General features: G+C 55.9%; 22 protein-coding genes. 8 read left to right on the top strand and 14 right to left on the bottom strand.

What is annotated here, in order from left to right; all coding sequences use genetic code 11:
- The first annotated feature begins 2 nt into the window (after positions 1-2).
- From HEQ34_RS02590 to msrA, 3 genes are all read left to right on the top strand, one after another.
- A complete protein-coding gene (locus HEQ34_RS02590; RefSeq protein WP_296197161.1) occupies positions 3-1,205 on the top strand; it encodes a pyridoxal phosphate-dependent aminotransferase in 1,203 nt (400 codons plus the stop codon).
- 128 nt (positions 1,206-1,333) lie between these two features.
- Positions 1,334-1,489 (top strand): hypothetical protein, encoded by a 156-nt coding sequence (locus HEQ34_RS02585; protein WP_296196962.1) that lies wholly within the window; start codon positions 1,334-1,336, stop codon positions 1,487-1,489.
- On the top strand, positions 1,486-2,187 hold the full coding sequence (gene msrA / locus HEQ34_RS02580) for a peptide-methionine (S)-S-oxide reductase MsrA (protein ID WP_296196959.1): 702 nt from the start codon (positions 1,486-1,488) through the stop codon (positions 2,185-2,187). Before HEQ34_RS02585 ends, msrA begins: the two co-directional genes overlap by 4 nt.
- Here the strand turns inward: msrA and HEQ34_RS02575 are convergent, their stop codons facing one another.
- Positions 2,188-2,811, bottom strand: coding sequence for a LysE family translocator (locus HEQ34_RS02575; RefSeq protein WP_296196958.1), 624 nt, complete (start codon positions 2,809-2,811; stop codon positions 2,188-2,190). It lies immediately after the preceding gene.
- 73 nt (positions 2,812-2,884) lie between these two features.
- Here HEQ34_RS02575 and HEQ34_RS02570 point away from each other — a divergent pair, with 73 nt between their 5' ends.
- On the top strand, positions 2,885-3,337 hold the full coding sequence (locus HEQ34_RS02570) for an Lrp/AsnC family transcriptional regulator (protein ID WP_296196955.1): 453 nt from the start codon (positions 2,885-2,887) through the stop codon (positions 3,335-3,337).
- Here HEQ34_RS02570 and HEQ34_RS02565 read toward each other — a convergent pair.
- The 12 genes from HEQ34_RS02565 to HEQ34_RS02510 all read right to left on the bottom strand — a co-directional run bounded on the left by HEQ34_RS02565 (position 3,334) and on the right by HEQ34_RS02510 (position 17,267).
- Positions 3,334-3,960, bottom strand: coding sequence for a trimeric intracellular cation channel family protein (locus HEQ34_RS02565; protein ID WP_296196952.1), 627 nt, complete (start codon positions 3,958-3,960; stop codon positions 3,334-3,336). The two genes, HEQ34_RS02570 and HEQ34_RS02565, sit on opposite strands and share 4 nt — an antisense overlap.
- Positions 3,960-5,369: a dihydrolipoyl dehydrogenase gene (gene lpdA, locus HEQ34_RS02560; protein ID WP_296196949.1), complete on the bottom strand. Its 1,410-nt coding sequence runs from the start codon at positions 5,367-5,369 to the stop codon at positions 3,960-3,962. Before lpdA ends, HEQ34_RS02565 begins: the two co-directional genes overlap by 1 nt.
- 12 nt (positions 5,370-5,381) lie before the next feature.
- A complete protein-coding gene (odhB, locus tag HEQ34_RS02555) occupies positions 5,382-6,617 on the bottom strand; it encodes a 2-oxoglutarate dehydrogenase complex dihydrolipoyllysine-residue succinyltransferase (RefSeq protein WP_296196946.1) in 1,236 nt (411 codons plus the stop codon).
- 10 nt (positions 6,618-6,627) lie between these two features.
- A complete protein-coding gene (locus HEQ34_RS02550; RefSeq protein WP_296196943.1) occupies positions 6,628-9,459 on the bottom strand; it encodes a 2-oxoglutarate dehydrogenase E1 component in 2,832 nt (943 codons plus the stop codon).
- A gap of 40 nt (positions 9,460-9,499) precedes the next feature.
- The gene (locus HEQ34_RS02545) at positions 9,500-9,790 is read right to left on the bottom strand and encodes a GIY-YIG nuclease family protein (protein WP_296196941.1); all 291 of its coding nucleotides are present in this window, start codon (positions 9,788-9,790) and stop codon (positions 9,500-9,502) included.
- 144 nt (positions 9,791-9,934) lie between these two features.
- Positions 9,935-10,819, bottom strand: coding sequence for a succinate--CoA ligase subunit alpha (gene sucD / locus HEQ34_RS02540; protein ID WP_296196938.1), 885 nt, complete (start codon positions 10,817-10,819; stop codon positions 9,935-9,937).
- 28 nt (positions 10,820-10,847) lie between these two features.
- Positions 10,848-11,810 carry a malate dehydrogenase gene (gene mdh, locus HEQ34_RS02535; protein ID WP_296196936.1) on the bottom strand — a complete coding sequence of 321 codons (963 nt, stop codon included), beginning with the start codon at positions 11,808-11,810 and terminating at the stop codon, positions 10,848-10,850.
- A 148-nt stretch (positions 11,811-11,958) separates the two neighbouring features.
- Positions 11,959-13,350: a M20/M25/M40 family metallo-hydrolase gene (locus HEQ34_RS02530; protein WP_296196934.1), complete on the bottom strand. Its 1,392-nt coding sequence runs from the start codon at positions 13,348-13,350 to the stop codon at positions 11,959-11,961.
- A 21-nt stretch (positions 13,351-13,371) separates the two neighbouring features.
- The gene (gene zapE, locus HEQ34_RS02525; RefSeq protein ID WP_296196932.1) at positions 13,372-14,484 is read right to left on the bottom strand and encodes a cell division protein ZapE; all 1,113 of its coding nucleotides are present in this window, start codon (positions 14,482-14,484) and stop codon (positions 13,372-13,374) included.
- Between the two features lie 98 nt (positions 14,485-14,582).
- A complete protein-coding gene (locus HEQ34_RS02520) occupies positions 14,583-15,035 on the bottom strand; it encodes a PaaI family thioesterase (protein WP_296196930.1) in 453 nt (150 codons plus the stop codon).
- Between the two features lie 43 nt (positions 15,036-15,078).
- Positions 15,079-15,858, bottom strand: coding sequence for a succinate dehydrogenase iron-sulfur subunit (locus HEQ34_RS02515; RefSeq protein ID WP_296196927.1), 780 nt, complete (start codon positions 15,856-15,858; stop codon positions 15,079-15,081).
- Positions 15,859-15,929: 71 nt separating this feature from the next.
- Positions 15,930-17,267: a hemolysin family protein gene (locus HEQ34_RS02510; protein ID WP_296196925.1), complete on the bottom strand. Its 1,338-nt coding sequence runs from the start codon at positions 17,265-17,267 to the stop codon at positions 15,930-15,932.
- Between the two features lie 151 nt (positions 17,268-17,418).
- Between HEQ34_RS02510 and HEQ34_RS02505 the strand changes: the two genes are divergently transcribed.
- A complete protein-coding gene (locus tag HEQ34_RS02505) occupies positions 17,419-18,078 on the top strand; it encodes an OmpA family protein (protein ID WP_296196921.1) in 660 nt (219 codons plus the stop codon).
- Between the two features lie 13 nt (positions 18,079-18,091).
- Here the strand turns inward: HEQ34_RS02505 and HEQ34_RS02500 are convergent, their stop codons facing one another.
- Complete coding sequence (locus HEQ34_RS02500; protein WP_296196918.1) at positions 18,092-19,315, bottom strand: FAD-dependent monooxygenase; 1,224 nt, start codon at positions 19,313-19,315, stop codon at positions 18,092-18,094.
- Positions 19,316-19,480: 165 nt separating this feature from the next.
- Here HEQ34_RS02500 and HEQ34_RS02495 point away from each other — a divergent pair, with 165 nt between their 5' ends.
- From HEQ34_RS02495 to xth, 3 genes are all read left to right on the top strand, one after another.
- On the top strand, positions 19,481-21,805 hold the full coding sequence (locus tag HEQ34_RS02495) for a DNA translocase FtsK (protein WP_296196914.1): 2,325 nt from the start codon (positions 19,481-19,483) through the stop codon (positions 21,803-21,805).
- Between the two features lie 65 nt (positions 21,806-21,870).
- Positions 21,871-22,494: an outer membrane lipoprotein carrier protein LolA gene (locus HEQ34_RS02490; RefSeq protein ID WP_296196911.1), complete on the top strand. Its 624-nt coding sequence runs from the start codon at positions 21,871-21,873 to the stop codon at positions 22,492-22,494.
- A gap of 284 nt (positions 22,495-22,778) precedes the next feature.
- Complete coding sequence (xth, locus tag HEQ34_RS02485; protein WP_296196908.1) at positions 22,779-23,585, top strand: exodeoxyribonuclease III; 807 nt, start codon at positions 22,779-22,781, stop codon at positions 23,583-23,585.
- Positions 23,586-23,589 lie beyond the last annotated feature (4 nt).

Raw genomic sequence — 23,589 nt, 5'->3', positions numbered from 1 at the left:
TGATTGACCATCTGTCGGCTGCCCTCGGGCGGATTGCTCCATCTGCGACGCTAGCCATGTCGGGTCGCGTGATTGACCTGAAATCGCAAGGTATTGATGTCATCGGCCTGTCCGCAGGAGAGCCCGATTTTGACACGCCAGACTTCGTCAAGGATGCCGCCATTCAGGCGATCCGTGACGGCATGACGAAATATACTGCCGTCGACGGCATCGCGCCGCTTAAGCAGGCGATCATCGCCAAGTTCAAGCGCGACAACGATATCGATTATACGCCAAAGCAAATCACCGTAAACTCAGGCGGTAAGCACACCTTGTTCAACGCACTTGTCGCCACCATTGATGTCGGTGACGAAGTCATCATCCCCGCGCCATATTGGGTGAGCTATCCCGACATTGTGCAATTTGCCGGCGGTACGCCTGTTATCGTCATGGCAACGGCCGCGCAGGATTACAAAATCACGCCGGAGCAGCTTGATGCTGCAATCACGCCAAAAACGCGCTGGCTCATCTTGAATTCGCCATCGAACCCGACCGGTGCGGCTTATGATGCGGAGGAACTCAAAGCGCTTGGTGAAGTGCTGCTGAAACATCCACATGTCATGCTGCTGTCCGACGATATGTATGAGCATATCTGGTACGCGCCCAAGCCGTTTGCGACGATGCTTCAAGTCTGTCCAGACTTGTATGACCGCACGCTGACCATGAATGGCGCATCCAAATCTTATGCGATGACGGGTTGGCGGATTGGCTATGCAGGGGGGCCAGCGTGGCTCATTAAAGCCATGGCCGATTTGCAGTCGCAGTCGACCAGCAACCCTTGCTCGATCAGCCAATATGCCGTGTTGGCGGCGTTGAACGGCCCACAAGATTTCCTGCGCGAACGTAACATCGCCTTCCGCGAACGCAGGGACCTTGTGGTGGCGATGTTGAACGATGCGCCAGGGCTCAGCTGCCCTACCCCCGAAGGTGCCTTCTACGTCTATCCAGACGCAACGGGCGTGATGGGTAAGAAAACACCGCAGGGTAAAATCATTCAAACCGACGCTGATCTCATCGATTATTTCCTCGACGAATATCGCGTTGCGGCGGTGCATGGTGGGGCCTTTGGTTTGTCCCCAGGTTTCCGGATTTCTTATGCCACATCGGCGGACATTTTGAAGGAAGCATGTCTGCGTATTCAAACCGCCTGCGCCGCCCTGACCTAAGCGCGCCAAATAGGGGAAATGGAACGCGTTAAGCTGCGTTTAATCCGCCCTCTGCTTGAAACCTTTGCGAGCTCTAGTGCGTATCTGCTGCAGTTTCTAAATTGGGCACCTGAAAAGAGAGATAAGAGATGGACGGCATTTTCAACTTTCTGCGGTCGGACCTGTTCCTGAGCCTCTTGGGTGGATTTGCCCTTGGTGTGGCGGGGCTGACGTTGGTAAAGCCTGCCATCGCCAGCCATAAGGCGGTTGAAACCACGCATTCCATTACCATCGGCGCATCATGAAAAGCCAGCACCGCACCGCTAAACGCATAATGCACATGCTGAATGCGGCGCTGCTGCTTGGCCTTGTCACTGCATGTGGATCCGACGTTGGAACACCAATTGGCAGCGCAGTTGCCGCTGAGGGCATTCGTATAGCTGCACCTGCCGCCCGCATTGTCGAGCCTAAAACCCAACAGGTCGCTATATTTGCTGGTGGCTGCTTTTGGGGCATTGAGGCTGTATTTGAGCGTGTGAAGGGCGTCACCCGCGTTGAGTCCGGCTATTCAGGTGACACCAAAGCGACAGCCGATTATGATCTGGTCAGTGCAGGGCAGACGAAACACGCGGAGTCAGTGCGGATTTATTATGACCCGGCGCGCGTGAGCTATAATGATTTGCTGCATATATTCTTTTCGGTGGCGCATGATCCAACGCAATTGAACCGCCAGGGGCCGGACCGAGGCACACAATATCGCACGGCCATCTTCCCCGCCAATGCTGCGCAGCGAAATGCGGCGCGCGCCTACATCGCGCAATTGGATAAGGCGGCGTATTGGCAGAAGCCTATCGTCACAACGCTTGAGCCTTTCAGCTTCTTTCCTGCCGAAAACTATCATCAGGACTTCATGGCGAAAAATCCGAGGCATCCCTATATTGTCCAATGGGATAAGCCAAAAATCACCAATCTTAAAAAGCTGTTTCCGGAATATTATCGCTAACTATTTTGCCAGCAGTCCAGCGACCATTGGATAGAGCGACGCAACCAGTAAAATAGCGGCGATGATGTTGAATGTTTTCAATCGCACGGGATCGCCAAAAAACCTGCGCATTTTTGCACCCATGACGGCCCAAGTGCCTGTGGCCGGTAAGTTGATCGCTCCAAACACAGCGGCCACCATCAACACGCCAATCCAGCCCTGCGATTTTGGCGCATACGCCGAGATAGCCGTCAGCGCCATTGTCCATGCTTTTGGGTTCACCCATTGAAACAGCGCAGCCTGCAAAAAGGTGAACGGTTTTGACTTTGCTGTCGCGGCGTAATCTCGGGCTAGCGACGTATCCGTCGTTGCGATTTTCCATGCCATATACAGCAGGTACAGTCCGCTTAGGATCGTGATAAAGGTCATAGATCCCGGCACGGCTTCGATAACCTGCATGATGCCAAGTCCGATCAAAATGATCATAACTGTGAAACCGCCAGCGACGCCAAGCATGTGCGGCGCCGTCCGGCGCAAACCGAAATTGATACCCGATGTCATTAACATCAGGTTGTTCGGTCCCGGGGTAATCGAGGATACAAGCGCAAAAATTGCAAGTGCGGTGAAAATTTCGGTTGTCATCATAATCGGCAAAATAGCGAAATATGGGCCGAATGTCCTTGCGTTATTGCGCGTATTTCGCCAAAATTTGCAACAAATGACGGATATTGACATCATAAGCGCAAAAATATTGCGTGCTTTGACCCGCGACGGCCGAATGAGTAATGTTGACCTTGCGCATGAAGTCGGGCTCTCGCCCTCGGCTTGTTTACGGCGTGTGCAAGAGCTGGAGCGGGCAGGGGTAATTAGCGGTTACCGCGCGGTGCTGTCCCCGCAAGCAATGGGTATCCATTTTATCGCATATGTGCTCGTTGGCTTGTCGAAACATACCAAAGATTCACAACTGGGCTTTGAAACCGCAATCGCCTCCGCGCCCGAAGTGCGGGAATGCCACAACATCACAGGCACCGTCGAATATCTGTTGCGCATTGAGGCGCGGGATTTGGCGGCGTATAAATATTTTCACACCGAAGTGCTGGGCACGCTTCCGCAAGTGTCGAGCATCATATCCTATATCGTCATGGATTCGTCTAAGGACGAACGGGCTTAGTTCTTGTAAGCCGGTATCGCCCAACCCTTTAAAATCGCCATGGCGCGAAGCGTAAATCCAGCACAGGCGCTGATGATTGCAGCAGGCAAAATAGGCAGGCCGACCCATAACAGCGAGCCGAACAACCCCGCCGCCAAAGCGGCAGCAGTCACGTAAATTTCAGGCTTAAGCAGAATGGAAGGCTCACCCGCCAAGACATCACGGATGATGCCGCCAACACAAGCGGTGATGACGCCCATCATCATTGCGGGCAACAAAGGCACGCCAAGAGTAAGCGATTTCCAAGTGCCAAACACAGCGTAAATCGCGATACCAACAGCGTCGAACCAGTCGAGCGCGCGGGCGTTCCAGACAGTGCGCGGTGTGACCCAGACCAGCCCTGCGGTGATGAGACAGGTGGCGGCAAAGCGCCAATCCTGTACCCAAAATACCGGCGCGCCTATTAACAAGTCGCGCACGGTTCCCCCACCCACACCCGTAATGAGTGCGAAGAATGAAAAAGTCACCAACGTCTGTTGCCGCTGCGCCGCTGCCAGCGCACCAGATGCCGCAAAAACCGCGATACCAAATAGGTCGAGCCCTGAAATCAAGGCGGGCGCAATCTGGACCGTTTGCGTCACCATTACATATGGATCGGCTTGCCAGTCACCGCCATGGCCGCTTCCTTCAATGCCTCGGCATGCGTCGGGTGCGCGTGGCATGTATAAGCAATATCTTCCGACGTTGCGCCAAATTCCATCGCAGTGCACGCTTCGGCAATCATGGCTCCAGCAATCGACGCAATGATGTGGACGCCCAAAACACGGTCGGTCTTCGCATCTGCAATGACCTTCACAAAACCGTCGGTGTCGCGGTTGGTCTTTGCCCGGCTATTTGCCATCATTGGGAATTTGCCAACTTTAACCTCTCCGCCCGACGCAGCCGCTTTTTCCTTAGCTTCTTCTTCGGTCAAGCCAACGCTCGCGATTTCAGGATAGGTATAGACCACGCCCGGAATGACGTCATGGTTGATGATGCCGGTTAGGCCAGCGACAAATTCCGCTGCCGCAATGCCTTCGTCCTCCGCCTTGTGCGCAAGCATTGGGCCGGGGCAAACATCGCCCACGGCATAGATGCCCGGAACATGTGTCTGGAAATCATGGCCGATCTCAATCTGGCCGCGCGCGTTAACGGTGAGCCCTGCCTTGTCCAGTGCAAGGCCATCGGTATTTGCGCGGCGACCAATGGCGACTAGGACGCAATCGGCTTCGATGGTTTCACTGGCACCGCCCGCAGCGGGTTCAACGGTCAGCGTGGCCGTGTTGCCCTTAACGGTCGCGCCAGTCACCTTTGTACCCGTGCGGATGTTGAAGCCCTGCTTCTTGAAAATCTTGGCCGCTTCCTTGCGGACCTCGCCGTCCATGCCGGGCAAAATCTGGTCAAGATATTCAACCACGGTGACTTGTGCGCCAAGGCGCAGCCATACGCTGCCAAGCTCAAGGCCAATAACTCCGCCGCCGATCACCACCAAATGTTTCGGCACCTTCGGCAAGGCAAGCGCGCCAGTGGAATCGACGATGACTTTGTGGTCAATCTTGACGCCTGGTAATGGCGTTACCGAGGAACCCGTTGCGATCATGATATTCTTCGCGGTGTAGCTTTTGCCCGCAACGTCCACGCTGTTAGCGGAATTAAACGTCGCATGGCCCTTCAGCCAATCGACCTTGTTTTTCTTGAACAGAAATTCGATGCCGCCGGTCAGCTCGCCAACCGCCTTCGCCTTTTCGGCATGCATTTGGTCGAGGTTGAGCGATACGCCCGAAAAATCGATACCGAATTTCGCTAGCGAGCCCGATTGCGCCGCATGAAACATTTCGGAGGCATGCAGCAACGCCTTGGATGGAATGCATCCGACGTTCAGGCAAGTGCCGCCCAATGTTTCGCGGCTTTCCACGCATGCGGTCTTCAGCCCCAATTGTGCAGCGCGGATTGCGGCGATATAGCCGCCCGGGCCTGCGCCAATAACGATCAGGTCATAATCATGTTCTGCCATGGCTCAGGCTCCTTAAAGGTCGATCAACAACCGGGTCGGGTCTTCGATCGCCTCTTTGACGATCTTTAGGAAGGTAACAGCTTCGCGGCCATCGATGAGGCGGTGGTCATAGCTTAACGCCACATACATCATGGGGCGCACCACGACCTGTCCGTCGCGCACAACGGCGCGGTCTTCAATACGGTGTAGGCCAAGCACTGCCGATTGCGGGGGGTTGATGATCGGCGTCGACATCAGGCTGCCGAATACACCGCCATTTGAAATGGTGAAGGTGCCGCCGGACATATCGTCCATCGTCAAGGTGCCGGCCTTCGCCTTTGCGCCAAAGTCGCCGATGGCCTTTTCAATTTGCGCGAAGCTCATGGCGTCGGCATTGCGCACGACAGGTACCACAAGCCCGTTGGGTGCGCTGACTGCGACCGATACATCGAGGTAATTGTGATAGACGATTTCATCGCCTTCAATCTTCGCATTGACCGACGGGACATCGCGTGCGGCCAAGGCTACGGCTTTGGTGAAGAAGCCCATGAAGCCCAAGCGGACTCCATGCTTCTTTTCAAACAGATCTTTGTAGGTCGCACGCGCTTCCATCACCGCTGACATATCGACATCGTTGAACGTCGTCAGCAGGGCGGCTGTGTCTTGCGCGGACTTCAGGCGCTTGGCGATTGTCTGGCGTAGACGCGTCATCTTCACGCGCTCTTCCTGACGGGCGCCTGTTGCTTGTGTTGTTGGCGCAGCTGTAACGGTTGCGTCGGCAGAGGGGGCAGGCGCGCCCTTGGCGGCGGCCACAACATCTTCCTTTGTCAGGCGACCGTCTTTGCCCGTGCCTTTGATCTTGCTTGGATCAATGCCAAGTTCCAACACAAGGCGGCGCACAGCGGGCGAAAGCGGTAGGTCGCTATTTTCTGCTTCGGCTGCAGGCGCAGCAGTGGTTGTCACCGCTGGCGCGACTGCTGCTGCAGCCGCACTGGGGGCAGGGGCGGCAACAGGCGCGGCCGCAACGGCGGTTCCGGCATCGATTGATCCGATCACTGCGCCTACATTAACGGTCGCGCCTTCTTCGACGGCATAGGCACCCATGATGCCTGCAACGGGCGACGGCACTTCGACCGCAACCTTGTCAGTTTCAAGGCTGGCAATCGGTTCATCGATAGCTACCGCTTCGCCCGGTTTCTTCAACCATTGACCAAGCGTCGCTTCAGTGATGGACTCGCCCAATACGGGGACTTTAACTTGTGTGCTCATAATCTAATCCTCACGCGGATGGAGGGGTGATTGGTTTGGTGCCGCCTGAACGCTGGCGGCGGATTTCTTCGCGGACATTATGACCTAACGCTTCAGCAACCAATGCGGCTTGTTCGGCCTGGTGGCGCTTTGCAAGACCGGTCGCTGTCGCGGCCGCGGCCCTGCGTCCGGCGTAACGTGCGCGGGTGGGGCCAACATCGGCTTCGGCAAGGCATTCTTCCAGATAAGGATCGACGAACGACCAGCTTCCGGCGTTGCGCGGTTCTTCCTGTGCCCAAACCAGTTCTTCCAAATTGGTCATACGCTTCAGGCGCACGATCAACGGCTCTGTCGGAAACGGATACAGCTGTTCAATCCGCACGATGCTGGTATTCTTGTCACCTGATGCGTCGCGGGCTTCCATCAGGTCATAGGCGACCTTTCCTGAGCATAATATCAGTCGCTTCACGTCCGTGTCGGCAGGGGCATGCGTATCGGACAATATCCGCATGAAGTGGCTTTCGCCCTGGAAATCCTCTGCCTTGGAAACCGCGAGCTTATGCCGCAAAAGCGACTTTGGCGTCATGACGATAAGCGGCTTGCGGAATGGCCGCACCATTTGACGGCGCAGCAAGTGGAAATAATTGGCTGGCGTGGTGCAATTGGCGACCTGGATATTGTCCTCTGCACATAATTGCAGGAAACGCTCCAACCGTGCGGAGCTATGCTCTGGGCCTTGGCCTTCATACCCATGCGGCAACAGCATCACCAGACCATTGGCGCGGAGCCATTTGGCTTCACCCGACGCAATAAACTGGTCGATCATCGTCTGTGCGCCATTCACGAAATCGCCAAACTGCGCTTCCCAAAGGACCAAAGTTTTGGGCTCCGCACCGGCATAGCCATATTCGAAGCCCAACACGCCAAATTCGGACAAGGGGCTGTCGAGAATTTCAAACCGCCCATGTGGTAAGGTCGAAAGCGGCACATATTTTTCTTCGGTTGTCTGATCGACCCAAACACCGTGCCGCTGGCTGAATGTGCCGCGGCCTGAATCCTGGCCCGACAAACGCACGCCGTAACCTTCGGAAAGCAGCGACCCGAACGCAAGCGCTTCGCCCGTTGCCCAATCGAAATTTTCGCCAGAGGTGAACATCGTTTTCTTGGCATCCAGCACACGGTTCAACGTCGGGTGGATGTTGTGGCCTTCGGGCACGGTCGTAAGCGTGCGGCCAAGGCTGTCGAACAATTTGCGCGTCATGCCCGTTGGCACGTTACGCCGAGCCGTTTCGGGATCAGCGGGCTTGGATAGGCCTGACCAACGGCCACCAAACCAATCGGCAGCATTCGCCTTATAGTCTACTGCACTGGCAAATTCCTGCTCAAGCGCCTGGACAAAGCGCATCGCATGTTCATTTGACCAATTGGCGTCGATTACGCCTTCGGCTTGAAGGCGCTGCGCGTAAAGAGCACTTACGGCCGGGTGGTTCTTGATGACTTTGTACATCAATGGCTGCGTGAAACTGGGCTCATCGCCTTCATTATGGCCAAAGCGGCGATAGCACCACATGTCGATCACGATGTCGCGGTGGAATGTTTGGCGGAATTCGATGGCAATCTTGCACGCGAACGTCACCGCTTCGGGATCATCGCCATTGACGTGGAAAATCGGCGCCTGAACACCCTTTGCAACGTCGGAAGGGTAAGGCGACGACCGCGCATATTGCGGGCTAGTGGTAAAGCCGACCTGGTTGTTGACGATGAAGTGCAAGCAACCACCGGTATTATAACCACGAATGCCGGAGAAGCCCAGGCATTCCCACACAATGCCCTGCCCAGCAAAGGCGGCATCGCCGTGCAGCAGTACGGGCAACACTTGCTCATGCTTGCCCAAGTCGTCGCGCGCCGTCTGGTTGGCGCGCACTTTGCCCAAGACGACGGGGTTTACGGCCTCAAGGTGCGACGGGTTCGGCACAAGGCTCATATGCACCTTGATACCGTCAAATTCGCGGTCGGTGCTGGTGCCAAGATGGTATTTTACATCGCCCGAGCCACCGACATCATCGGGGTTGGCGCTGCCGCCCGAAAATTCGTGGAAGATGATGCGATATGGCTTGGCCAGCACATTGGCGAGCACGTTCAAGCGGCCACGATGTGGCATACCATAGACGATTTCACGCACGCCAAGCTGACCGCCATATTTGATAACAGCTTCCAGCGCCGGTATCATCGATTCGCCGCCATCAAGACCGAAACGCTTCGTGCCGACATATTTGCGGCCAAGGAATTTCTCATATTGCTCGGCTTCGATGACCTTGCCGAGAATGGCCTTCTTGCCCTCTGGCGTGAACTGGATAGCGGCATCCTTGCCTTCCATCCGTTCTTGCAGAAACCGGCGCTCTTCGACATCGGAAATATGCATATATTCAAGGCCGACCGGTCCACAATAATTGGCGCGCAGCGTATCGACGAGCTCGCGGACCGTGGTCCATTCAAGGCCAAGTGTGCCGCCAACATAGACACGCTTGTCGAGGTCGGCGCCGGAAAAGCCATGATATTCGGGCGTCAGATCAGCAGGTATTTCCTGCTTCGACAGGCCAAGCGGGTCAAGATTGGCGGCCAGATGACCACGGACGCGGTACGTGCGCACCAACATCATTGCGCGGATGGAATCGCTCGCAGCAGCCACTGCATCGGCCTCCGCCATCGGCTTGCCCGCCGCCTTTGCCGCCGCCTTTACTTCGACCGCCATCTGCGTGGGGTCAAGCGACGCGGTCAAATCGTCGGTCGCCGACAATGGCCAGTTGGCACGTTCCCAGCTCGGCCCGCGCTCTATTTCGAAATCCTGGTTTTCTACGCCCATAAAACACCTCGTGTGCCCCGGCGAATGCCGGGGTCCAGCCTTAAACTAATGACTCGTACAGATCAGCCCAATCGGGTTTCATCTTTTCAATTTCATGCAGCTTCCAGAGCCGCTTCCAACTTTTCATCTGCACTTCGCGCCGCCGTGCATCGTGCAAATTTTCAAACCGCTGATACCAAACAAGTATTTTGCACCCATATTGCTTGGTAAAGCCATCAATCAAGCCGTTGCGATGCTGAAAGCACCTTTGTTGTAACTGGCTCGTGGCACCGAGATAGATCGTGCCGTTCCGCTTGTTGGCCATGATGTAAACATAACCCGGCTGATCCATCTTTTGTTAAACCCCTGCGTGCCCCAGCGAAGGCTGGGGCCCAGAGCCAAAACTACAAAAACCAAACAACATCGCCTTCTCTACTCGGCTGGACCCCGGCCTGCGCCGGGGAACACAGGAGAGTTTCGTTAGGCGCATTAATTCTTAACCCTTCAACACTTCGACCAATGTCTTGCCGAGCAAGGATGGCGATGGCGACACGCGGATGCCCGCGGCCTCCATTGCTGCAATCTTGCTTTCGGCGTCGCCCTTGCCACCCGAAACGATTGCGCCTGCATGGCCCATACGGCGGCCTGGAGGCGCAGTGCGTCCGGCGATAAAGCCCGCCATTGGCTTTTTACGGCCCTTCTTGGCTTCGTCGATCAAGAATTGCGCTGCTTCTTCTTCTGCGCTGCCGCCGATTTCACCGATCATGATGATCGACTTGGTGGCATCATCAGCCAAGAACAATTCAAGGCAATCAATGAAGTTGGTGCCATTGACAGGGTCGCCGCCAATGCCGACCGCAGTGGTCTGGCCAAGCCCTTCGGCTGTGGTCTGGAACACGGCTTCATAGGTTAATGTGCCCGAACGCGACACAACGCCCACCGACCCTGCCGAGAAAATGCTGCCGGGCATGATGCCGATTTTGCACTCGCCAGGTGTCAAAACGCCGGGGCAGTTTGGACCGATCAGGCGCGATTTTGAACCCGAAAGCGCGCGCTTTACCTTCACCATGTCGAGCACCGGAATGCCTTCAGTGATGCAGACGATCAGCGGGATTTCCGCGTCGATGGCTTCAAGGATCGAGTCGGCAGCAAAGGGCGGCGGTACATACACAACCGACGCATCCGCTCCGGTCGCTTGCTTCGCCTCAAGCACCGTATCGAACATCGGCAGTCCTATATGCGTCGTTCCGCCCTTGCCGGGGGTCACGCCACCAACCATCTGCGATCCATAAGCCAGCGCCTGTTCGGTATGGAATGTACCCGTCGCGCCGGTCATGCCCTGCGTGATGATCTTGGTGTGTTTATTGACGAGGATGCTCACAAACGTCTCCTGAAATCTTGGGTTGCGCTTAGTTCAGCGACGGGTCGATGGCTTTACACGCCACCAGCAATTCTTTCACGGCATCCACGCTTACGGCAAGGTTGGATTTGGCTTCGTCATCCAGAGCAATCTCGACAATCTTCTCAACGCCACCTGCGCCGATCATGACCGGAACACCGACATAGAGATTGTCGACGCCATATTGGCCAGTCAAATGGACTGCCGCAGGAAGGACGCGTTTTTGGTCGTAGAGATAGGCTTCGGCCATTGCGATGCCGCTGGTGGCGGGTGCGTAATAAGCCGATCCGGTTTTCAGCAAGGCAACGATTTCACCGCCGCCGCTGCGGGTGCGTTGGACGATGGCGTCAATGCGTTCTTGCGTCGACATGCCCATAGCGATCAGGTCAGGCACCGGAATGCCGGAGACGGTTGAATATTGAATGACAGGCACCATCGTGTCGCCATGACCACCGAGCACGAAGCTCGTTACGTCCTTCACCGACACGTTGAATTCATCGGCCAGGAAATGGCTGAAGCGTGACGAATCGAGAACGCCGGCCATTCCGACGACCATATGGTGCGGCAGGCCCGAAAATTCGCGCAAGGCCCATACCATCGCGTCGAGCGGGTTGGTGATGCAGATCACAAAAGCGTTCGGCGCGTTGGCCGCAATGCCTTCGCCCACGGCCTTCATCACCTTCAGGTTGATGCCGAGCAGATCGTCGCGGCTCATGCCAGGCTTGCGCGCGACGCCAGCGGTTACGATGATGACGTCAGCGCCTGCGATATCGGCATAGTCATTGGTGCCAGTGATTGTGGCGTCAAAACCTTCAACCGGGCCGCATTGCGACAGATCCAGCGCCTTGCCTTGGGGAACGCCTTCAACAACGTCGAAAAGGACGATGTCGCCAAGGCCCTTTAATGCTGCGAGATGGGCGAGGGTGCCGCCGATATTACCGGCGCCAATGAGTGCAATTTTCTTGCGAGCCATGAAAAAACTGTCCTTCCCTTAGGGCTTTATAGCGGAATTATCGCCGCGTTACGCCGAATCGTTGTGGATAACAACCCAATAAAGGGTCAAAGCAAAGGGTTTTTGTGATAACAGTTCGCAATAGCGTTAGTGAATAAAAGTGCCGCCGTCAGGTGCCAGCTACCCGCCGCAACATCTCCATCCAGATGGGCACTTGACCGTGAAAACCCTCCGCCCAGACGCGTTCATCCAACCCATGTGCGCCTTCCCGCTGACCGACTATGCCCCATAGGCCGCCAAAGCCATAAACGGGGATACCGGCGGCGCGCAAAAATGCGCCATCGGTTGCGCCAGCGGACTGGAACGGCAGAACGGGCGCATCGGGGAAGCGTGTGGCAACCGCCGCCCGATAGGCCTGCGTTATGTCGTCGCGCATGGGCGACGGGGCGGTTTCGGGGGTTTGTGATCCTTCGACTGCAGTAACAGTGACGTCAGGTCCCGATAGCGCCTGCAATTGCTGCCGGACGTCTTCGATCTTCACACTGGGAAAAATGCGGCAGTTCACATTGGCTTCGGCCTTTTGCGGCAAGGCATTTGACGCATGCCCGCCCGACAGCATGGTCGCGACGCAGCGGGTGCGTGTGCTGCCGGGGTCCATTGCCTCCAAGTGATCCGCCGTTTCGCGGTCTTGGGGGTCGGCCAGAAATCGGCGGACCAGTTCACCATATTGGCCGCTGTCGCCCTTAGCCAGCATCTCGTAACTGGCACGGGTGGCGTCGTTGATCATCGCCGGAAAACGGTGCCGTTCAACCGCCGTCAAGGCATTGGCAAGCGCATAGATCGCGTTATCAGGACGCGGCGCGCTGCTGTGCCCACCACGGTTTATGGCGGTCAGTCGGAAATCGGCATAGGTTTTCTCCGCAATCTGAATGCCGAAACCTTCAACGCGGCCATCGGGAAATACTGACCCGCCGCCTGCATCACCATTCAACGCATATTCGGCGTCAATCAGGTCACGCCATTCGCCCGCCGCCCGCCGGGCTCCATTGCCGACCGTTTCTTCGTCCCCGGTAAAAAGGATTATGATGTCGCGCGTTGGCGCAAATTTTTCCGCGTGCAAATATTGCAGGGCAAGGACAATGCCCGTCAGCGCAGCTTTATTATCATTCGAACCACGACCAAGATAATAGCCGCCTTCTTCGCGGAACTGGAACGGCGGATATTTCCAATCGCTTGCCTTGGCCGCAACGACATCCATATGCGCCATCAGCAATATAGGCTTTTTGCCCGACGGTTTGGCTGCGGGCCAGCGCGCAATCAATGTCTGGGTATTGTCATGATCTTTGACGATGACATTACTGATGCCCGCCTTGCGGAATTCTGAGGATAACAGGGCTGTCAGCTTTTTGAATTCTGCGGGCCGTCCTTCCACAGTGGGAATTTCAACAATCTTAGCGAACAAATCACGTTCGGCGGTCTGCTGCGCACTTGGCGCTTGCGCGTTTGCCGGTGTGGTTAGCGCCAATAAGCCAGCAAATAATACAGCCTTCGGTCCCATCATCTCTCTCCCTTTTGCGCTATGCTAACGCGGGCCATGCCCTTCCGCCAGATAATCCTCCGACTGCATTTCCATCAGGCGGGATACGGTGCGGTCAAATTCAAACCGCCCGTCGCCTTGCGGGTATAAATGGTCGGGCTCCGCATCAGCGCTCGCCAGAAACTTCACGCGATATTCGTACAACGCATCGATCAACGTCACAAAGCGCGCGGCTTCATTTCGATTATGGGGTCCCAAAACGGGTATGCCGACCATGATGACCGTGTGAAATCGCCGGGCGATAGCAAGATAATCTGCCGCCCCGCGTGCTTGCGCACAAAGGCGCTTGAACGAAAATACCGCCACGCCTTTAAGCGCCTTGGGCACATGCAACATACGTCCACCGCCGACGTCCATTTCCAAGGTCGGCACATGCGCGCGGTCTTCGGGTGGATAGTCGGTCATGCGGAAAAAGGTTTCGGACAAGGCCGCCGTTGCCGCAGGACCATTGGGCACGAGCCAGATTTGAGCGCTCCCCAATCGATCGCGTCGGTAATCGGTTGGGCCATCCAGCGCGATGATATCGAGGCTTTCCTTCACCAGCGCGATGAAGGGCAGAAACAATTGCCGGTTCAGGCCATCTTTATACAGATCATCAGGGTGGCGGTTCGACGTGGTTACAACGGTAACACCAGCCGCAATCAAGCCGGAAAAGAGCCGCGACATGATCGCCGCGTCCGCCATATTGTTCACGACCATCTCATCAAAGCACAGCAACCGCGCTTCGTCGGCCAGCGCCGCGACGATAGGGGGGATCGGGTCGCCTTTTTTCTTCGCACGCTCGGCTTTTAGCCGCGCATGAATGTCGAGCATGAATTCGTGGAAATGCGCGCGGCGTTTTCGGTTGATACCCACATTTTCGAAAAACAGGTCCATCAGCATCGATTTACCGCGTCCAACACCGCCCCATAAATAGAGTCCCCGTGCCGGATCGGGCTTGCGTCTCAAGAACCGCCAAATCGTGCTTCCACGCGGTGGAACCGCTTCCAGCTCGATTTGCACCCTGGCAAGCGCGACGATTGCACGCGCTTGATCGGCATCCGCCTTTAGTTCGCCTGCGGCAACCAAGGCGTGATATTGATCGGTGACATTAACCATGAGCCGCACCATTTTGGATCACGCAGAGACGCAGAGGACGCAGAGTTTCCGAGTAGCCTGTCCACTCCGCGTCCTTTGCGCCTCTGCGTGATCCAAAATCATCTTTGCGTCGGTTTGCGGATGGTGCCAGAAAATGCGGCGATGCGTGAATCGCCTTGCGACACGATACCGCGCATGAACAATAGTCGGCCGGTTTCCTTGAGGAGCTCAACTTCTGCTTCAAGCGGTTCGTTTATGACGCCCGCGCCAATGAATTGCACGGAGAGGTCTAAAGTGACCGCTGCGCCAGCCTCAATCAGGCCGAACATTCGGGACGCGCCGAACATGGCTACGTCGATAAAGCCCAGAGTGACCCCGCCATGCACCGCGTTGCGCAAATTGCTGTGCCGATGCTCGGGATACATACGCAAGCGCGCTTTGTTATCACCCGCGCTGCGGACAAGCATTTTACCAAGCACCGTGCCGTTGTAACGGCTGGCGTCAGTCATCTGCCAGTTCAGCCAGCCCGGATTATCGGGGTCAGGGCTGCTGTCAAAAGCGGGTGTATCCAACGGCAATCCTAACCGATAAGAGCCTTGAGGTGCATTGAAACGCTTATAGGTGGCGTTCAGCTACCATCTTTTTCGTTTCTGCAATGGCCTTTGCCGGGTTCAGGCCCTTGGGGCAGGCGTTGGCGCAGTTCATGATCGTGTGGCAACGATAGAGGCGAAAAGGATCTTCCAGTTCGTCGAGGCGCTCACCCGTCATTTCATCGCGGCTGTCGGCCAACCAGCGATAGGCTTGCAGCAAAATGGCTGGCCCTAAAAACTTGTCGCTATTCCACCAATAAGAAGGGCAGCTAGTCGAGCAACATGCACACAAGATGCACTCATATAGGCCGTCAAGCTTCGCGCGGTCCTCTGGTGATTGCAGGCGCTCCTTGCCCGATGGTTCGGGCGTTACCGTTTGCAGCCAAGGTTTGATCGACGCATATTGCGCGTAGAAATGCGTGAAGTCAGGAACAAGGTCCTTGATGACTTCCATATGCGGCAGCGGGGTGATGGTAACCTCGCTTTTGCAATCTTCAATCGCGGTGGTGCAGGCAAGGCCGTTTTTGCCGTCGATGTTCATTGAGCAGGAACCGCAAATACCTTCGCGGCACGACCGACGGAAGGTCAGCGACGAATCCTGCTCACCCTTCATCTTGATCAGCGCGTCGAGCACCATTGGGCCGCAATTGTCGGTATCCACCTCAAACGTGTCGTAACGTGGGTTCTCCCCGCTATCGGGATCATAGCGATACACCTTGAATTTTTTGGTCTTGCCGCCGGTTTTTGCGGCATGCACAGCGCCCTTCTGGACTTTGCTGTTCTTGGGAAGAAAGAAATCGGCCATATCAATATCCTGTGGACGCTAACAACTTAGTAATCCGTGTCAGCAATTGCCCTAACCAAGCGATTAAGCAATCACAAGCCCTCAACTGCGTCTTCTCGGGTTGCCTTTTCTGCAAGTCGCACGCGCAGCTTGTCAATTTTGCGGCCATCCATATCCACCACTTCAAAGCGCCAGCCTTGATCGGTGAATGCCTCCCCTTCCGAAGGCAAATGCCGCAATATGTGCAAAACGTGCCCGGCCGCCGTCGCGTAATCCCGATCTTCTGGCAGGTCGATGGACAATGCCTCGGCCATTGCGTCAGCGGACATTGAGCCAGATACCAGCATCGATCCATCATCTAGCGTTATGATATTGGGTGCACTGCCCTGTGCTTGGTCCGACGCGAATTCGCCCGCAATCGCCGCCAAAAGGTCATTTGGCGTCACGATACCTTCGAAATGACCATATTCATCATGCACCAAAAGCATTGGCACATCGGATGAACGCAAAATTTCAAGCGCGTCCATGGCATCCAACTGATCCGGAATGATCTCGGCTCGGCGCATCAAACTGCGGATGTCGAGCACTTCGCCGCGAATTTGCGCTGCGACGATATCGCGTGATTGGACGACACCAATAATGTCATCGCCGTCTTCGCCCGTCACCGGCAGCCGCGTATGAAGCGAATTCAAAAGCGAATCGCGCACTGCTTCTTCGGAAGCATCAGCGGAAATACGGTCCACGTCGGTGCGCGGCGTCATCACTTCACGCACCGGCCGGTCGGCAAGACGGACAACACCCGCAATAACCTTATGCTCATGCTCCTCAATGATGCCTGCATGCGTGGCTTCAGCAAAGACCATGCGCAATTCTTCGGCACTCAGCGCGTCGCGGGTATCGCGGCGCAGCCCAAGCGCGCGAAAGATGGTCGCGCTCGATTTGTCGAGAGTCCACACTATTGGCGCAGTGATTCGCGCAAGCACCTCCATCGGGCCAGCCATGATAACGGCGATTCGCTCCGGCGCGATAAGCGCAAATTGCTTTGGCACCAGCTCGCCCACAACCAAGGATGCATAAGTTGTGATGCTGATAACAATGCCAAAGCCCAGGGTTTCGGACCATTCAGGGTCAATGCCCAACAAGGCAATGCGTTCGGCAATTGGCGTGCCCAAGGTAGCCCCTGAATATGCGCCATTTATAATGCCGATCAGCGTGATACCGATTTGCACTGTGGACAGGAATTTTCCGGGGTCGCGCCCCAACCTCAGCGCCGCCGACGCGCCGCGCTTGCCGTCTTCGGCCATGGCTTTTAACTTGGCTGTGCGTGCGGACACAATGGCGAGTTCCGACATGGCGAACACACCGTTTAAGGCGATGAGCGCCAATATCGTTGCGGCATCAAACCACGGGAAAGGGTCAAGAGGTTCCATATGGACGTTTGTGCCATAATGCCCAAAATGGGTGTTTGGCAACAAAATGCGCAAAAATGCGTTATGATGAGATGATGCACCCGACAGAAATAATCATCGCAGGTTCATCATGGGTGCTGTTTAAACGGTGCCCTAGTTGAAAGGGAATATAATGAAAAAGAATCAGACGATTTCGCTTATACTGCTGACGGCTTTGCTTCCATTGTCTGCCTGTGTGACGGATCCTGAAACCGGGAAACGCACCATTTCTAAAGCCGCTATTGGCGGAGTTGGTGGGGCATTGGGCGGCTATCTGCTTGGTGACCTGATCGGTGGACGCCGTGACCGCACGGAAAAGATCGTGGGCGCTGGAATTGGCGCAGTGGCGGGTGCCGGCGTCGGCTATTATATGGACGAACAAGAAAAAAAGCTGCGTCAGCAGACCGCTGGCACAGGCGTCAATGTCATTCGTGACGGCGACAATCTTGTCCTTGATATGCCATCAGAAATTACCTTTGGTGTCGATAGCTCGAACATCGATCCGGGCTTCCGGAATACGCTTGATCAGGTGTCTTTGACACTGAAACAATATGAAAAAACCTATGTCGATGTCATGGGCCACACCGATTCCACCGGGTCGGACGCCTATAATCAGGCGCTGTCCGAACGCCGTGCATCTGCAGTTGCCGATTATTTGTCTTCACGCGGTGTGCAATCCGCGCGCTTGGCAACCCGTGGTTATGGCGAGAGCCAGCCAAAGGCGAGCAACCTTGATGCAGCGGGGCGTTCGGCCAACCGCCGCGTTGAAATCCGACTTGTTCCGGTAACGTAAGTATATTTGAGTTTTAGACCGCAACACCTTGTAGCATTTTGGGCAACGCGCCGCTTTCGCCTCGCGCCTCGGCCATGAAAAAGGCCTTGGCCGGGGCCGCGCGTTGCACCATTGCCATCCCGAAACGCCGGACCGCCGATGCCGTTTTGCCGGGTATGGAAAACAACCGGTTCAGCCCGTCTGTCGAAACCGCAATCAACAACGTGTCGATACTGCGCCACCGGCCATAACGATCCAGCAACTGTGCATCGCCAAAGTCGAGACCAAGCCGCATGCCGTCCACGAGCACCTCAGTTAACGCCGCGACATCGCGCAGGCCCAAATTCAGCCCTTGCCCCGCAATGGGGTGAATGCCGTGCGCACTATCACCGATCAGCACCATGCGTTCCGCCGTAATCGACGCCGCATGGTGGAAACCCAATTTATAAGACGACAAAGGCGCCGACAATTCGACCTTGCCTAACAATCCGCCCATGCCCTTTTCAAGTTCAGTAGCGTAACCGCGTGGCGATAGCTTTAGGTAGCCAGCAGCATCTTTCGATTCAACGGACCAGACAAGCGCCGAACGGTGGCGGCCATGTTCGTCATCCAACATAGGCAGAACGGCAAAGGGCCCCGTAGGGTAAAAAATTTCATAGGCAATATTGTTGTGCGGCCGTTCATGATAAATCGCGCCAACAATTGCGTGATGCGCATATTGCCAATGCGCAATGTGGATTCCGGCCTCTTCGCGGGTTTCGCTCTTGCGGCCTTCGGCAACGATCATCAGGTCTGCGGTCAACAGTGTTCCACCTTCAAGCGTTACGGTCGCTGCGCCAGCATCACGCGACTTACTGATGATGTTTGCGGGCATGTGCAATTGAATTGCGGCATGTTGTTGCGCCGCCTTGTAAAGCACAGCGCGCAAATAACGGCTTTCAAACATTTGGCCTAAAAACCCATCATTTTCGGCTGGCGCAAAATCGAGTGATCCCGGTTTTAGCCCGTCGCTTACCCATATCTTTTTAATAAGGCAGCCTTTGCCGGCTAAAGCATCGCCAAGGCCCATCGCTTCAAATAATTTGTAGCTGGAGCTTGAGATCGCAAAGGTCCTGCCGTCAAAGCCCGCCTCTAACATGTTGGCCTGGTCTGCGCGGTCAATGACATGGCTCGTAATGCCTTGTGACGCGAGCGCCAGAGCTTGCGTGAGACCAATGAGGCCGCCACCAATGATGATTACATCTGCCTTGTTTTTCATATCGTCCTTATGCCGCAACACAGCGCGGGATTCAAAGGAGGATTTTGACCGTATAAAAATATTCAGGCTCCCCTTTTGCCCTGTAATACTTGACGAGGAGTCCGCTGACGCCGAAAAGGGTCGCATTCGGTCCTTTGCGACTTCATACATATCGGCATTCGTAACATGGCCTTGCGCGTTTCAAAATTTAGCCCGAAATCGAACCTCGCCAATTGGCGTCAGATGATGCGCGCGTCATTGATTCGCAGCGGCGCGCTGTTTGTCGCGGCGGCTTTGGGCCTGTTTGCAATATTCTACGGACTGGCGCTGCTCAGCTATTCCGCAGGCGACGCTGCATTTAACAGCGCAGCGGCAGATGTGCAGCACAACTGGATGGGACAAAGCGGCGCGTATGTGGCGGACGCCATGCTGTTTGTGTTCGGCGTGCCAGCATATTTCTTGTTGCCGCTGCTTTTGGTTTTCGCGCGGCGATTGTGGCGTGGTGTTCCGCAGCCGCAGTGGAAACGACAATTGTCTTTATGCCTCATCGGCATGCTATTGATTGGCTTTGGCATGGCCTATTGGCAACATGGCAGCGACATTGGCCGCCCGGCGGGGTGGGGTGGGGCGATTGCCTTGCTATTCGACAATGCCGCCAGCGCCCTTGTCAGCCAGATTAAGGGTGGTTTAGGCACTTTACTGCGCGTGTTCTTAATATTCGGGGCGTTGGCAGGTGGGGTGGTGTTCGTCATTCGATCGCTTCAGTTGGAACGACCACTGTTACGCATTCCGACCCTGACGTTGCCCAAATTTGGTAACGCCAGCATTGGCCTGTCGGCCTTTACGGGCGACGATTTGCCTGCTCCGCAGATTGTCGAGCCCAAGCCGCCACGCAAGGCCGTGGAACCAGATCAACGCAAGCCGCCGGTGATTGAGGACCGCACGCTCGCGCCCAAAAAAGCCGCTTTTTCGACTGGCGCGCGGCAGGGTGACTTCTTTGGCAGCTTTACCTTGCCATCGCTTGAGTTGCTCGATCCGCCACCTACGATTTCAGTGCCTAAACTCGACAAGGCGGCGTTGGAAGCCAATGCACGGCTGCTGGAGTCGGTGCTGGATGACTTCCATGTAAAGGGACAGATTGTCGCTGTTCGCCCTGGCCCTGTCGTGACGATGTACGAGCTTGAGCCGGCGGCGGGTATCAAATCCAGCCGCGTCGTTCAGTTGGCCGAAGATATCGCGCGCAACATGTCCGCGCTGTCCGCGCGCGTCTCGACCATCCCGGGCCGGACGGTGATGGGCATCGAGCTTCCCAATGCACATCGGGAGGCTGTTGTATTTCAGGAGATGGTGGGCTCGGACGCTTTTGCGGAGCAAAAGGGCGCGTTGCCGATAATCTTGGGTAAGAATATCTCCGGCGATCCCGTTATTGCTGACCTTGCGCCCATGCCACATCTGTTGGTCGCAGGGACAACCGGGTCGGGTAAATCGGTTGGCCTGAACTGCATGATCTTGTCGCTGCTCTATCGCCTGACACCTGACCAGTGCCGGATGATCATGATCGATCCCAAGATGCTGGAATTGAGCAGCTATGACGACATTCCGCATCTGCTGTCACCTGTGGTGACTGAGCCTGCGAAGGCCATCCGTGCGCTAAAATGGGCAGTTGAGCAGATGGAGGAGCGCTACCGTATGATGTCCTCGCTTGGCGTGCGTAACCTTGCGAACTTCAACGAAAAGGTGCGCGGTGCAAAAGCAAAGGGTGCGCCATTGGGCCGCAAGGTGCAAATCGGTTATGACCCGATGACTGGCCAGCCACAATATGAGGAAGAGAGCCTCGCTTACGAACCCATGCCGCAGATTGTCATCATCGTTGATGAGTTGGCGGACTTGATGATGACGGCGGGTAAAGAAGTCGAATTCCTGATCCAGCGTCTGGCGCAAAAGGCGCGAGCCGCGGGGATTCACCTGATCATGGCAACCCAGCGGCCGTCGGTCGATGTTATCACTGGCGTCATCAAGGCAAACCTGCCCACCCGGATTTCCTTCCATGTTACGTCAAAAATCGACAGCCGCACCATTCTTGGGGAACAAGGCGCAGAACAGCTTCTGGGCAAGGGCGACATGCTCTATATGGCAGGTGGCCGAGGATTGACGCGTATTCACGGACCTTTTGTCTCCGACGATGAAGTGCGCCGCGTTGCCGACCATTGGCGTGGCCAAGGGCAGCCTGAATATATTCAAGCCGTGACCGAAGAACCCGAAGACGGGGGTTTTGACTTTGGCGGGATGGGCGGCGACGACAGCGAAGAAGATTCCCAATATCGCAAAGCGTGCCAGATCGTGTTCGAAAGCCAGAAGGCCTCGACAAGCTGGATTCAACGGCAATTGCGCATCGGTTACAACAGCGCGGCACGGTTAATTGACCGGATGGAAGAAGACGGCTTCGTCAGCACGCCGAACCATATTGGCCGCCGCGAAGTGCTGCGCGACCGCAACGGCGACCCGGTTTAGCCATTAAGACGGGGTTCAAGGCAGTCCGGATAGTGATCGCCGCCACCCATCCCAAGGAAACAAAGATGACTTTTTCAAAATACGCCATGTTGTTCGCGCCAGTTGCGCTCGTGGCAACGACGCCTAGCCCCGCCCAGTCTTCGTCCGAGCAGATGGCGCGGGTTGTGCAGCATATGAAGGCTGTGGGCACAATGTCCGCGAATTTCACGCAGACAGACCGGAGCGGTGGGACGCTGACCGGCAAGTTGCTGTTGAAGCGGCCTGGGCAGGTGCGGTTTGAGTATCAGAAAGACGTGCCCCTGTTGATTGTCGCCGACGGGCGTGCGCTGACGATGGTGGATTATGAGGTGAAGCAAGTCCAGCGCTGGCCGATCCGCAACAGTCCCCTGGCTGCCCTCCTTGACCCCGGTCAGGATCTTGCGCGCTTTGGCAAGATACTGCCCACCTCAACTAACGCCGTTGTCAGTGTCGAAGTCCGCGATCCCAAGCGCCCCGAATATGGCACCATCACGATGATATTTGTGGACAAACCCGGCGCGCCGGGCGGATTGACTTTGAATGGCTGGGTCGCGCTGGATTCCAAAAACAACCGCACCACCATTCGACTCAACAATATTACCTATAATGGCACGATCGCAAAAAACGCGTTCACATGGAAAGATCCGCGGCCGGTCAGGCGAAAATCCTAACATCCGGCGATGAACGGAAGCGCACCACCGACAAGTTGCGGCGTGCGCTAATGTTGTTCATCTGAACGACAGGAAGGGCACGGTATACAATGTTATATCAGTGGCTGAACGTTCGTGTGGTTTTCCCCCTGTTGCCCACGACTTTACTCATCGCTGATATCCGCGTGACGAACGCAAGCTTAGCCCTCATCCCAAATGCCCCCGGGATGAGGGCTTTGCTTTTTTGAAGCAAATGTCTTCACCGGCTTGCTCCTGACGCTTCAGGCATCTAGGGCTTTGGTCTTATGTCTCAGACCATTCGCATCGCCTCGTGGAATATAAACTCGGTCCGCGCCCGTATCGACATTGTCGAACGCTATTTGAAGGAAGAAGCGCCCGACGTTTTATGCCTTCAGGAAACCAAAGTCATCGACAGCCTTTTTCCCGAAGGATTGTTCCGGCAGTTGGGTTACCGTCACTTCGTCGTCAACGGCATGCCCATGCATCATGGCGTTGCAATCGTCAGCAAACTGCCGTTGATCAACCGCAGGGTGGAGGATTGGCAGGCCAATGGCGAGGCGCGCCATGTTGGCGCAGAGTTAAATATCGACGCAGCCAAGGGCGTGCGGATCGACAATGTCTACATTCCTGCCGGGGGCGAAGTCCCCGACAGCGAGGTCAATTCAAAATTCGGACAGAAACTTGCTTTCCTAAAACGTATGGCCGAATGGTCGCGTAACGTCACGCAACCGACAGTCCTCACGGGGGACTTCAACGTTGCGCCGCTTGAGCAAGATGTCTGGAGCCACAAACAATTGGTCAATGTCGTCAGCCATACCCGCATCGAAATTGAACATCTGGCGGAAATTCAGGCAGCGGCAGACTGGGTGGATGTCGCGCGGCATTTTGTCGAGCCGTCAAAGAAATTATATACATGGTGGAGCTATCGCGCGCAGGATTGGGAGACGTCCGACCGCGGACGTCGACTTGATCATATGTGGGTCACCCCTGATCTGAAAGAAAAGGCGAAGGCGCATATCGTGCACAAACATGTGCGCGGCTGGGGCAAGCCATCCGACCATGCGCCGATCGTCACGGAATTCACCTTTTGATCGG

The sequence above is a fragment of the Sphingorhabdus sp. genome (assembly GCF_023910635.1).
Lineage (GTDB): Bacteria > Pseudomonadota > Alphaproteobacteria > Sphingomonadales > Sphingomonadaceae > Sphingorhabdus_B.
The sequence above is the reverse complement of the archived record's forward strand: the minus strand, read 5'-3'. Positions and strand labels throughout refer to the sequence as shown.

Excerpts from the sequence above, each read along its gene's own strand:
- HEQ34_RS02515 (WP_296196927.1), bottom strand. The coding sequence starts at position 15,858 with ATGGCCGATTTCTTTCTTCCCAAGAACAGCAAAGTCCAGAAGGGCGCT.
- odhB (WP_296196946.1), bottom strand. The coding sequence starts at position 6,617 with ATGAGCACACAAGTTAAAGTCCCCGTATTGGGCGAGTCCATCACTGAA.
- lpdA (WP_296196949.1), bottom strand. The coding sequence starts at position 5,369 with ATGGCAGAACATGATTATGACCTGATCGTTATTGGCGCAGGCCCGGGC.
- HEQ34_RS02530 (WP_296196934.1), bottom strand. The coding sequence starts at position 13,350 with ATGATGGGACCGAAGGCTGTATTATTTGCTGGCTTATTGGCGCTAACC.
- HEQ34_RS02565 (WP_296196952.1), bottom strand. The coding sequence starts at position 3,960 with ATGGTGACGCAAACGGTCCAGATTGCGCCCGCCTTGATTTCAGGGCTC.
- HEQ34_RS02500 (WP_296196918.1), bottom strand. The coding sequence starts at position 19,315 with ATGAAAAACAAGGCAGATGTAATCATCATTGGTGGCGGCCTCATTGGT.
- HEQ34_RS02505 (WP_296196921.1), top strand. The coding sequence starts at position 17,419 with ATGAAAAAGAATCAGACGATTTCGCTTATACTGCTGACGGCTTTGCTT.
- HEQ34_RS02510 (WP_296196925.1), bottom strand. The coding sequence starts at position 17,267 with ATGGAACCTCTTGACCCTTTCCCGTGGTTTGATGCCGCAACGATATTG.
- mdh (WP_296196936.1), bottom strand. The coding sequence starts at position 11,810 with ATGGCTCGCAAGAAAATTGCACTCATTGGCGCCGGTAATATCGGCGGC.
- HEQ34_RS02585 (WP_296196962.1), top strand. The coding sequence starts at position 1,334 with ATGGACGGCATTTTCAACTTTCTGCGGTCGGACCTGTTCCTGAGCCTC.
- zapE (WP_296196932.1), bottom strand. The coding sequence starts at position 14,484 with ATGGTTAATGTCACCGATCAATATCACGCCTTGGTTGCCGCAGGCGAA.
- xth (WP_296196908.1), top strand. The coding sequence starts at position 22,779 with ATGTCTCAGACCATTCGCATCGCCTCGTGGAATATAAACTCGGTCCGC.
- HEQ34_RS02545 (WP_296196941.1), bottom strand. The coding sequence starts at position 9,790 with ATGGATCAGCCGGGTTATGTTTACATCATGGCCAACAAGCGGAACGGC.
- msrA (WP_296196959.1), top strand. The coding sequence starts at position 1,486 with ATGAAAAGCCAGCACCGCACCGCTAAACGCATAATGCACATGCTGAAT.
- HEQ34_RS02490 (WP_296196911.1), top strand. The coding sequence starts at position 21,871 with ATGACTTTTTCAAAATACGCCATGTTGTTCGCGCCAGTTGCGCTCGTG.
- HEQ34_RS02570 (WP_296196955.1), top strand. The coding sequence starts at position 2,885 with ATGACGGATATTGACATCATAAGCGCAAAAATATTGCGTGCTTTGACC.
- HEQ34_RS02495 (WP_296196914.1), top strand. The coding sequence starts at position 19,481 with ATGGCCTTGCGCGTTTCAAAATTTAGCCCGAAATCGAACCTCGCCAAT.
- HEQ34_RS02550 (WP_296196943.1), bottom strand. The coding sequence starts at position 9,459 with ATGGGCGTAGAAAACCAGGATTTCGAAATAGAGCGCGGGCCGAGCTGG.
- HEQ34_RS02575 (WP_296196958.1), bottom strand. The coding sequence starts at position 2,811 with ATGATGACAACCGAAATTTTCACCGCACTTGCAATTTTTGCGCTTGTA.